We start from the raw sequence: 10,731 nt of genomic DNA, 5'->3' as shown, positions 1-10,731 counted from the left end.
GCCCGCCGGCTCGCTGGGCGGGCGGCTGCGCGGGCGACGGCACCGCGGTGGCCGACTGCTGCTCCTGCGGCGCCTGCCGGCCGTCCTGGGCCCCCGTGGCGGCCTCGGTGCCCTCGGCGCCGTCCGTGCCGTTGACGGTCCGCGCGGTCTCCGGTCTGGATGCCTCGGCGGCCGGACGCGGCGCGAGGGACGGCGACAGCGCCATCCCGCCGGTGGTCCGGAACAGCTCGTCGGCACCCGGGAGACTCACTCGGCGGGGCGGCACCGGTCGAGCACCTCCCTGGCGAGCTGGCGGTAGGCGGCGGCACCGACCGAGTTGGTCGCGTACGTCGTGATCGGCTCGCCGGCGACGGTGGTCTCCGGGAAGCGCACGGTCCGCCCGATGACGGTGTGGAAGACGTGCTCGCCGAACGCCTCGACGACCCGGGCCAGCACCTCACGGCTGTGCACGGTACGCGAGTCGTACATGGTCGCGAGGATGCCGTCCAGGCGCAGCTCGGGGTTGAGCCGCTCGCACACCTTCTCGATGGTCTCGGTCAGCAGCGCGACGCCGCGCAGCGCGAAGAACTCGCACTCCAGCGGGACGATCACGCTGTGAGCGGCCGTCAGCGCATTGACCGTCAGCAGGCCCAGCGAGGGCTGGCAGTCGATGATGACGTAGTCGTAGTCCGGCAGCAGCGGCTTCAGGGCGCGCGCCAGCGCGGACTCCCGGGCCACCTCGCTGACCAGCTGCACCTCGGCGGCGGAGAGGTCGATGTTGGAGGGCAGCAGGTCCATGCCGGGGACGGCGGTCTTCAGCAGCACCTCATCGGCCGTCAGGCCCCGCTCCATGAGCAGGTTGTAGACGGTGACGTCGAGCTCCATCGGATTGACGCCGAGGCCGACCGAGAGCGCGCCCTGCGGGTCGAAGTCGACGAGCAGCACCCGGCGGCCGTATTCGGCCAGCGCCGCGCCCAGGTTGATGGTCGACGTGGTCTTGCCGACGCCGCCCTTCTGGTTGCACATGGCGATGATCTGGGCGGGGCCGTGCTCGGCGACCGGCGCGGGGATCGGGAAGTACGGCAGCGGACGGCCGGTCGGGCCGACCCGCTCGCGGCGCTGGCGCGCGGCGTCGGGGGCCAGCGTGGCGGCGTACTCCGGGTCCGGCTCGTACTCGGCGTCCGGGTCGTCGTAGGCGCCGTAGGCGAACTCGCCGTAGGCCAGGCCGTAGGCCGCCAAGTCGGCGTCGTGATCGGTCACCGTGGTCACCTGCGCTGTGTTCTGGCGTGCTTCGAAGGTACGGAGTGCGACCGAGCCGACCTCGGCCGAGCCCACGGAGGGCTGCCGGGCCCCGGACTCCTCACTCGGCTGGCCGGCGGTGAGCTCCGCCAGTCCTGGCTGACCACCCCCGGGAGCAATTGTCGACTCATTCACAAGTCGTCTTACCTCCTTGGGCATCCAGGACTCTATGTCGATTCGTCAGCGTGGCAGCATGCCGACGGTTTGCGACTCTAGGCCGTTCAAGGCGTTCGCAGCAACACAATCCACGGTAGTGGGCACGATGTGTCGACTATCGGGCGGACTGCTGTCAAGGGATGAGCGGGCCTATGACCCTAACGTTTCTGCGGGTGGCCGAGGGTCGGGCGACACGACCCGTGGAAATTGACGACAGAGCGACCCGCCCGGTCCGACCGGTGTTCACGGGCACGGCGAAGCCCCCGACCCGAACGGATCGGGTCGGGGGCGAACGACCGCTGTGCGGTCAGGGAGTTCAGGCGAGCACGGTCTCCACGGTGACCGACTCCAGGCCGAAGGCCTCGGCCACGGCCGGGAAGGTGATCTGGCCCTCGTGGACGTTCAGGCCCTTGGCGAGCGCCGCGTCACGGCGCAGCGCCTCCTTCCAACCGCGGTTGGCCAGCTCCAGCACGTACGGCATGGTGGCGTTGGTCAGCGCGTAGGTGGAGGTGTTCGGGACGGCGCCCGGCATGTTGGCCACGCAGTAGAAGACCGAGTTGTGGACCTGGAAGGTCGGGTCGTCGTGCGTGGTCGCGTGCGAGTCCTCGAAGCAGCCGCCCTGGTCGATGGCGATGTCGACGAGCACGGAGCCCGGCTTCATGCGGGAGACCAGCTCGTTGGTGACCAGCTTCGGGGCCTTGGCGCCCGGGATCAGCACGGCGCCGATGACCAGGTCGGCGTCCAGGACGGCCTTCTCCAGCTCGAAGGAGTTGGACATGATGGCCTTGATCTGGGTGCCGAAGATCCGGTCGGCCTCGCGCAGCTTGTTGATGTCGCGGTCCAGCAGGGTCACGTCGTAGCCCATGCCGATGGCGATGGTGGCCGCGTGCCAGCCGGAGACGCCACCGCCGATGACGACGGCCTTGGCCGGGTGGGTGCCGGGCACGCCGCCGGGCAGCACGCCGCGGCCGCCGGCCGGACGCATCAGGTGGTACGAGCCGACCTGCGGGGCCAGTCGGCCCGCGACCTCGGACATCGGGGCGAGCAGCGGCAGCGCGCCGTTGCCCAGCTGCACGGTCTCGTACGCGATGGCGGTGGTGCCGGAGGCGACCAGCGCGTCGGTGCCGGCGCGGTCGGCCGCCAGGTGCAGGTACGTGAAGAGGGTCTGGCCCTTCCGCAGCCGGTGGTACTCGGAGGCGATGGGCTCCTTGACCTTCAGCAGCAGGTCGGCGGTGGCCCACACCTCGTCGGCGGTGGGGAGGATGGTGGCGCCGGCGGCCACGTACTCCTCGTTGGGGATCGAGGAGCCGAGACCGGCGTTGTCCTCGATGTAGACCTCGTGTCCGTTGCGGACCAGCTCATGCACGCCGGCGGGCGTGATGGCCACGCGGTACTCGTGGTTCTTGACCTCGCGGGGGATGCCGACCTTCACGACTGAACACGTCCTCTTGCCATGGGGGTCCCGACCGGAGAAGACCGGTGGGCGACGCGCACGTGGGGAAGCCTCCGGGCATGCCGGGGCATGGGGATCGCTGCGCGACTGAGTTCGAGTGTAATGAAGCCCAGGCGGCCTGTCAGCCTTCCAAATCGAATAATTTCGACGAACACATTGGCAGGTTCGTAGGCTTCCACAGGAACTTACCTGCCATAGGTGCCGTAACCGGGCACTTTCGACGATACCTCCGAAAGCACCCTCACCACCCGGCGTCGACGCGTTCCCGCAGGTCCGCGAGGGCCGCACCGACGGCCTCCCGGCCGCGCTCGTCGCCGATCCGGCGCAGCACGGCCAGCGCGGCCCGGTACTCCCGGTCGGCCTCCTCGAAGCGGCGCTGCGCGGTGTGCGCCTCGGCCACCCGGGCCAGCAGCCGGGCCTCCGCCGCGTGGTCCCCCAGCGACTGCCGCAGACCGAGCGCCCGCCCGTACCAGTCGGCGGCGCGCACCGCGTCGCCGAGCGCCCGGTGGCAGCCCGCCGCGCCCTCCAGGGCCCGTGCGCAGAGCGGTTCGTCCCCGACCGCACGGGCATGCTCCAGGGCGGCCCGGTAGTGCGCGGCCGCCTGGTCCCAGCGGCCCGCCGCCACCTGGAGGTCGCCCAGGTTGAGCAGCGCGGCCGAGGCCCGGCGGGGGCGGCCGTTGCGCTCGGCGACGGTGAGCACCAGCTCGTGCAGCCGGTAGAGGTCGGCGGGGGCGGCCGCGCCGGTCAGCGGCAGCGCCCGCAGCAGCGCGGTGACCAGCCGGCCGGCCGAGCCGTCCAGGTCGCCCTGGCCGATCGCGTCGGCCACCGCGCCGAGCAGCAGCTCCCGCTCGCCGAGCAGCCAGTCCCGGGCGTGGGCGGCCGAGTGCAGCCGCAGCGCGGCCGGCAGCGGCTCGGGGGCCGGGCCGGCGTCCGGTTCGAGCAGGGAGCGGGCGGACTCGGTGAGCCGGACCAGCCGCTCCAGCAGCCGGGCCCGGGCAAGTTCGGTCTCGGCGGGCCGGTCCTCCTTCTCCCGCAGCCGGACCAGCCGCTGGTGGAGCCGTCCGGGCACCCGGTAGCGCGGGGTGCCGTCGGCGGCCGGCGCCTCCTCGCCGAGCAGCTCCTGCTCGGCCAGCGCGGCCAGCGTCGCGGCGGCCTCCGGTACGGGGCAGCCGACCAGGGCGGAGGCGGTGCGCGGATCGGCGGTCTGGGCCGGAGCCAGGGTGAGGGTGCGCAGCATCCGCGCCTGGGCGGCCGGCAGCCCCCGGTACAGCAGGGTGAAGGCGCCCAGCAGCGGGTCGTTGTCGGGGACGGGCACCGGCTCGGCCGGCTCGGGCTCCGGCTTGACCCAGGTCGACGGGTCGCCGGCCGGCTCGGGCGTGGCGGCGGAGTCCGCGGCCTTGTCCTCGGCCGCCGTCTGCGGGCCCTCCTTCTTCTTCGGGGCCTCGGCGGTCCTCGGCGTGCGCCCGCTCTTCCCGGCCTTCCCCGCCTTGCCGCCCTTGGCGCCCTCGGCCCCCGACTCCTCCCCCACCACCCGGTCGAGTTCGCGCGCGGCGTCGGTGACCGCGGTCTTCGGGTTGCCGCGCAGCCACCGCGCCATCAGCCGCAGCGTGGCCGGCCGGGCGGCGCAGGCCTCGGCGAGGTCGGCCCCGCCGACCGGGTCACAGGAGATCCGGGTGCCGCCCACCAGGTCGGCCAGCAGTTCGCCGGAGGCCTGCCGGTCCAGCCCGCCGAGGATCACCGGGTCGATGTCCTCGATCCCGGTGAGCGGCCCGGCCGTGGTGGCGAGCACCAGGCAGCCGGGCTCGTCGGCGAGCAGCGGCCACAGCTGCCCGGCGTCCCGGACGTCGTCGAGGAGCAGCAGCACCTTGCGCCCCGCCAGCGCCTCCCGCAGCGCCACGCCGCCCGGCTCGTCCCGCCCGTCCTCGACCGTCCCGGGCAGCGGCACGGCGGCCTGCGGGTCGAGCTGCTCCAGCAGCAGCCGGGCGGCCCGGCCGGGCGGCACCCGCCCGCCGTCCGGGGCGGACAGCCGGGCGAACAGCACGCCGTCCGGGTAGTCGGCGGCGACGGTCCGGGCGAAGCGCGCCGCCAGCGCCGTCCGGCCCGAGCCGGGGCGCCCGGCGAGCACCAGGACGGGGCAGCGTCCGCTCACCCGGCGGGCGGCCGCCGCGCGCAGCGCGGCCAGTTCGGCCCGCCGTCCGGTGAACAGCGCGGGCCCGGCGGGCAGCCGGTCGAGCCCCGGGACGGCGCCGGCGGGCGCGTCGGGGCCGGAGTCCATCGTCGCCGTCTTCCTAGCCACCCGTGCCACTCCCGACGTCGTCCCGCGCTCAGCGCCCGGCGCGAAAAAGCGGACGCCCGGGACGGGCGCCCTGTCTGCGAAGCGTAGTTCGACCGTCCGGCTGATCCGAGGTGACATCCGGTCGTACGAACCGGCAAATCACCCCAAGGAATCAAGCCCGTCGTCCGCGAACCCCGCCGGGGGCCCGAGCGGGCGGTCAGGCCTCGAAGGGGCGGGCCGGCCAGGGCGCGTCCGGGCGGCGCAGCCCGTCCAGGCCGTCCGGGGAGGTCAGCGCGGCGTGCACGGCGAGGGTGCCAGTGATCAGGGTCGGGTTGTGCAGCTGCCCGGCCTGGATCAGCCGGATCAGTTCGGGCACGGGCACCCAGGCGACCTCGATCTCCAGCTCCTCGCCCTCGGCCGCGTAGCGCTCGCCCTCGGCGGCCGACAGGTCGGTGGCCAGGAACATCCGCAGCGCCTCGTCGGTGCCGCCCGGGGAGGTGTAGTAGTCGGCGAGGATCCGCCAGGTGCCGGCCTTGCAGTGGGCCTCCTCGTACAGCTCGCGCCGGGCGGCGTGCCACGGGTTCTCACCGGGAACGTCGAGCAGGCCGGCCGGCAGCTCCCAGAGCCGCTGGCGGACGGGGTGGCGGTACTGGCGCAGGACCAGCACCCGCTGCTTGTCGTCCAGAGCGAGCACGGAGACCGAGCCGGGGTGGGTCTGGTAGTCGCGGCGGGCCCAGCTGCCGTCGGGCATCCGGACCTCCTCGCTGCGCACGCCGGTGACCTTGCCCTGGAACGGCGTGCTGCCGCCCCGGACCTCCCACGCCTCGGCCGTGTCGGCGATCACCAGGTCGCTCTGCTCGTCCATCGCTCTCCCCTTTTCGTCAGTACGACACAATCTAACGCCGGACGGCGGCCCCGCGGGAATCGCGGGGCCGCCGTCCGGTGAACGACCGGGGACTACTCGCCGGCCGGGGCCGTCTTGATCTCGATGGCGGCCTTGACCAGGCCCGCGAACAGCGGGTGCGGGCGGGTCGGGCGGGACTTCAGCTCCGGGTGGGCCTGGGTGGCCACCAGGTACGGGTGCACCTCGCGCGGGTACTCGACGTACTCGACCAGGTCGCCCTTGGGCGAGAGGCCGGAGAACTGCAGGCCGGTCTTCTCCAGGTCCGCGCGGTAGGCGTTGTTGACCTCGTAGCGGTGGCGGTGGCGCTCCTCGACGTACTGCTCGCCGCCGTAGACCTCACGGACGATCGAGCCCTCGGCGAGCTTGGCCGGGTACAGGCCCAGGCGCATGGTGCCGCCCAGGTCGCCCTTGCCGTCGACGATGGCCAGCTGCTCGGCCATGGTGGAGACGACCGGGTGCTTGGCGGCCGCGTCGAACTCGGTGGAGTTGGCCTCGGGCAGGCCGGCCAGGTTGCGGGCGGCCTCGATGACCACGCACTGCAGGCCCAGGCACAGGCCCAGCAGCGGGACCTTGTTCTCGCGGGCGTAGGTGATGGCGCCGACCTTGCCGTTGACGCCGCGGTCGCCGAACCCGCCGGGGATGCAGATCGCGTCGACGTCGCCGAGCTGCGCCCGGGCGCCCTCGGGGGTCTCGCAGTCGTCCGAGGTGACCCACTTGATCTCGACCCGGGCGTTGTTGGCGAAGCCGCCGGCGCGCAGCGCCTCGGTCACCGACAGGTAGGCGTCCGGGAGGTCGATGTACTTGCCGACCAGGGCGACCTTGACGATGTGCTGCGGCTCGTGGACGCGGCGCAGCAGGTCGTCCCAGGTGGTCCAGTCCACGTCGCGGAACGGCAGGTCGAGACGGCGCACCACGTACGCGTCCAGGCCCTCGCCGTGCAGCACCTTGGGGATGTCGTAGATCGACTTGGCGTCGATGGCCGCGACCACGGCCTCCTCGTCCACGTCGCACATCAGCGAGATCTTGCGCTTGATCGCCTGCGGGACCTCGCGGTCGGCGCGCAGCACGATCGCGTCCGGCTGGATGCCGATGTTGCGCAGCGCGGCGACGGAGTGCTGGGTGGGCTTGGTCTTGAGCTCGCCCGAGGGGCCGATGTACGGCAGCAGGGAGACGTGCACGAAGAACACGTTGTCCCGGCCGACCTCGTGGCGGACCTGGCGGACGGCCTCCAGGAACGGCAGCGACTCGATGTCGCCGACGGTGCCGCCGACCTCGGTGATCACCACGTCGACGTCCTCGGTCGCCATCCGGCGGATCCGGGACTTGATCTCGTTGGTGATGTGCGGGATGACCTGGACGGTGTCGCCCAGGTACTCGCCGCGGCGCTCCTTGGCGATGACCGTCGAGTACACCTGGCCGGTGGTGACGTTCGCGGAGCCGTGCAGGTTGGTGTCGAGGAAGCGCTCGTAGTGACCGATGTCCAGGTCGGTCTCGGCGCCGTCGTCCGTGACGAAGACCTCACCGTGCTGGAACGGGTTCATGGTGCCCGGGTCCACGTTGAGGTAGGGGTCGAGCTTCTGCATCGTCACGCGCAGGCCGCGGGCCTTGAGCAGCGCGCCGAGGCTGGAGGCGGTCAGCCCCTTGCCGAGCGAAGAGGCGACACCCCCGGTGACGAAGAGGTGCTTGGTCGTCACGGCGCGGCCGTTCGCTGCCTTGCCGGAATGGGGCTGTGCCAAGAGGGGGCTCCCGTGGGTCGCGTGTCGAAGTGACGTGGGCGGGAGGCTCGCGGCTCGCCGGGCGACGGGAGACCGGGCAGGTGCACGGCGCTCGAAGGGTCGTCGATTCGGCTGGTCCGGGGCGTTTTGATCCCGCCGGTCCACGGGATACCAGGGTAACAGTGACCGGACCGGGACGCCTTTCGGCCCGCGCTCGGCACTCCGGGAGCGTGCGCCGGGCGCACCACCAGCGCATCATCCGCCGCAGGAGTCACACCGGTCGCACCACCCACCGGACCGGGCCAGCCGGGGCGCTCCGTCCGGGCCATCCCGGCTCCTCCGTTACGGCCACCCGGAGCTGATCCTTCCGGACCATCCTGCGCCGCGCCCCAGCAATGCACGGCATTTCCGCCGAATTGCGGCGCCACACGGGGCTGCGCCCGCGTGCTTCGCCCCTTTCGTCCGTCGTAAGCTGCACGGACGCATCGCGACAGCACGAGCACGCGGAGGGCGTGGGAGCGTCAGGACACTCCCGGTCCCCGATGCGCGACCGGACCTCCCCGTAATCCCAGCTCCTCCCCACCCACCCTCAGGGGCTCGACAGAGCCCCGCGCGGACACTCCAGCAAGGCCCGCCACCACCCCCGGCGGGCCGGACGTCCCGGGGTGAACCTCCGGCCCCGCAGACCGCTCGCTCCCCCGTTCGCCGATGCCCTGACCACATTGCGAACTGGAGATCCACGTGGCCGGCCGTATCGAGGACTACGCACTCATCGGGGACATGCAGACCGCTGCCCTGGTCAGCAGGGACGGGGCGGTGGACTGGCTCTGCCTCCCCCGCTTCGACTCGCCGGCGGTGTTCGCCGGCCTGCTCGGCACCGATGAACACGGCTTCTGGCGGATCGGCCCGGTCGAGGCCGTCGTGACCGAGGCCGTCGCTCCGGAGGCCGACGCCCCGGCCACCACGCCCGCCACGGTCGGCCTGCCCCGCTTCACCGACACCGCCGACCTGCGCGTCCCCCCGCCCACCGCCGCCGCCCCCGCCGTGCCCGCCGACCGGCGCCGCTACCGGGGCGACTCGCTGATCCTGGAGCAGGAGTGGGACGCCCAGGACGGCACCGTCCGGGTGATCGACTTCATGCCGCCGCGCCCACTGGCCGGCCGGGACTCCGTCCCCCAGGTGATCCGGATCGTCGAGGGCGTGTCCGGCACCGTGCGGATGCGCTCGGCGCTGCGGATGCGCTTCTCGTACGGCCGGATCGTCCCCTGGGTGCACCGGGTCGAGCAGGCCGACGGCGGCCACCGCACCGTCGCCGTCGCCGGGCCCGACTCGGTCTGGCTGGACGGCGAGGCCGAGACCTACGGGCGCGACCTCACCACCTACGCCGACTTCACCGTCCGGGCCGGCGAGCGGATCGCCTTCGCCCTCACCTGGCAGGCCTCCCACCTGGAGCCCCCGGCCGTCCCCGACGCCGAGGCGATGCTCGACGCCACCGCCGACTTCTGGCACGACTGGGCCGACCAGTGCACCTACCAGGGCCCCTACCGGGAGGCCGTGATCCGCTCGCTGATCACCCTCAAGGGCCTCACCTACGCCCCCACCGGCGGCATCGTCGCCGCCCCCACCACCTCGCTGCCCGAGGACATCGGCGGCGAGCGCAACTGGGACTACCGCTACACCTGGCTGCGCGACGCCGCGATCACCCTCTCCTCACTGCTGCGCACCGGCTACCGCGAGGAGGCCCGCGCCTGGCGCGAGTGGCTGCTGCGCGCGGTCGCCGGCGACCCGGAGAACCTGCAGATCATGTACGGCATCGCCGGCGAGCGGGAACTCACCGAGTCCTCGCTGGACTGGCTGCCCGGCTACGAGGGCTCGCAGCCCGTCCGGATCGGCAACGGCGCCGCCGGACAGCTCCAACTCGACGTCTACGGCGAGGTGGTGGAGGCCCTGCACCTGGCCCACATGACCGGCCTGGTCCGCAACGACCACGCCCACCACCTCCAGCTGCGGCTGATCGAGTACCTGGAGGACCACTGGCAGAACCCGGACGAGGGCATCTGGGAGGTCCGCGGCCCTCGCCGGCACTTCGTCCACTCCAAGGTGATGGCCTGGGTCGCCGTCGACCGCACCATCAAGCTGCTGGAGCAGACCCCCGAGGACGCCCCCTCCGAGGGCCACCTGGAGCGCTGGCGCGAACTGCGCGACACCATCCACCGGGACGTCTGTGAGAGGGGCTACGACCCGGAGCGCAACACCTTCACCCAGTACTACGGCGGCCGGGAGCTGGACGCCTCGCTGCTGCTCATCCCCCAGGTCGGCTTCCTGCCGCCGGACGACAAGCGGGTGATCGGCACCATCGAGGCCATCCAGCGCGAACTGTCCACCGAGGACGGCTTCGTGCTGCGCTACCCGACCCACGACGAGTCCGGCAACAACGTCGACGGCCTGTCCGGCCACGAAGGCGCCTTCCTGGCCTGCTCGTTCTGGCTGGCCGACGACCTCGCCATGATCGGCCGGGTGCAGGAGGCCCGCGAACTGTTCGACAAGCTGCTGTCGCTGCGCAACGACGTCGGACTGCTCGCCGAGGAGTGGGACCCGCGGCTCAAGCGCCAGGTCGGCAACTTCCCGCAGGCCTTCAGCCACGTCCCGCTGATCGACACTGCGCTGCGGCTGACCGCCTGCGGCGCGGCCTACCTGTCGCCCCAGCCGGACGGCCCGTCCGCCGACCGCGTCGAACAGCTGACGGTCTGAGGCGTGTCCGACGATTCCCGCCGGGCGCGCGAACCGTCGGACACGCACTAACCGCGCTGCACCAACTCGTCGTAGGTGCTGAGCACTTGGGCGACGGTGGCGGCCTCGTCCGGCCAGGTCTCGGCCTGCTGCCGGCCGGCCGCCACCAGCCGCTCGCGGCGGGCCGGGTCGGCGAGCAGCCCGCGCACCGCCCGTCCGA

General features: G+C 72.8%; 6 protein-coding genes and 1 pseudogene. 1 reads left to right on the top strand and 6 read right to left on the bottom strand.

The genetic code is table 11. The features are described 5' to 3' along the window. The 6 genes and pseudogenes from BG452_RS20890 to BG452_RS20865 all read right to left on the bottom strand — a co-directional run. Window positions 1-250: pseudogene (locus BG452_RS20890) on the bottom strand (hypothetical protein); the annotation flags it as partial. After that, entirely contained in the window at window positions 247-1,314 is a 1,068-nt protein-coding gene (locus BG452_RS20885; RefSeq protein ID WP_030245868.1) for a ParA family protein, read from the bottom strand. The gene BG452_RS20885 and the pseudogene BG452_RS20890, both read right to left, overlap by 4 nt. A 436-nt stretch (window positions 1,315-1,750) precedes the next feature. Further along, window positions 1,751-2,866: an alanine dehydrogenase gene (ald, locus tag BG452_RS20880; RefSeq protein ID WP_188305860.1), complete on the bottom strand. Its 1,116-nt coding sequence runs from the start codon at window positions 2,864-2,866 to the stop codon at window positions 1,751-1,753. A gap of 262 nt (window positions 2,867-3,128) precedes the next feature. Beyond that, a complete protein-coding gene (locus BG452_RS20875; RefSeq protein ID WP_188305859.1) occupies window positions 3,129-5,183 on the bottom strand; it encodes a tetratricopeptide repeat protein in 2,055 nt (684 codons plus the stop codon). 196 nt (window positions 5,184-5,379) lie between these two features. Beyond that, window positions 5,380-6,027 (bottom strand): NUDIX domain-containing protein, encoded by a 648-nt coding sequence (locus BG452_RS20870; RefSeq protein ID WP_188305858.1) that lies wholly within the window; start codon window positions 6,025-6,027, stop codon window positions 5,380-5,382. Between the two features lie 92 nt (window positions 6,028-6,119). Then, a complete protein-coding gene (locus tag BG452_RS20865; protein WP_223242509.1) occupies window positions 6,120-7,802 on the bottom strand; it encodes a CTP synthase in 1,683 nt (560 codons plus the stop codon). Window positions 7,803-8,522: 720 nt separating this feature from the next. Here BG452_RS20865 and BG452_RS20860 point away from each other — a divergent pair. Then, the gene (locus BG452_RS20860; protein ID WP_317621155.1) at window positions 8,523-10,532 is read left to right on the top strand and encodes a glycoside hydrolase family 15 protein; all 2,010 of its coding nucleotides are present in this window, start codon (window positions 8,523-8,525) and stop codon (window positions 10,530-10,532) included. Window positions 10,533-10,731: the final 199 nt, after the last annotated feature.

This window comes from Streptomyces sp. CBMA123 (genome assembly GCF_014596465.1).
Taxonomy (GTDB): Bacteria; Actinomycetota; Actinomycetes; order Streptomycetales; family Streptomycetaceae; genus Kitasatospora.
Note: the sequence above shows the minus strand (reverse complement) of the source record. Positions and strands in the feature narration are given on the sequence as shown.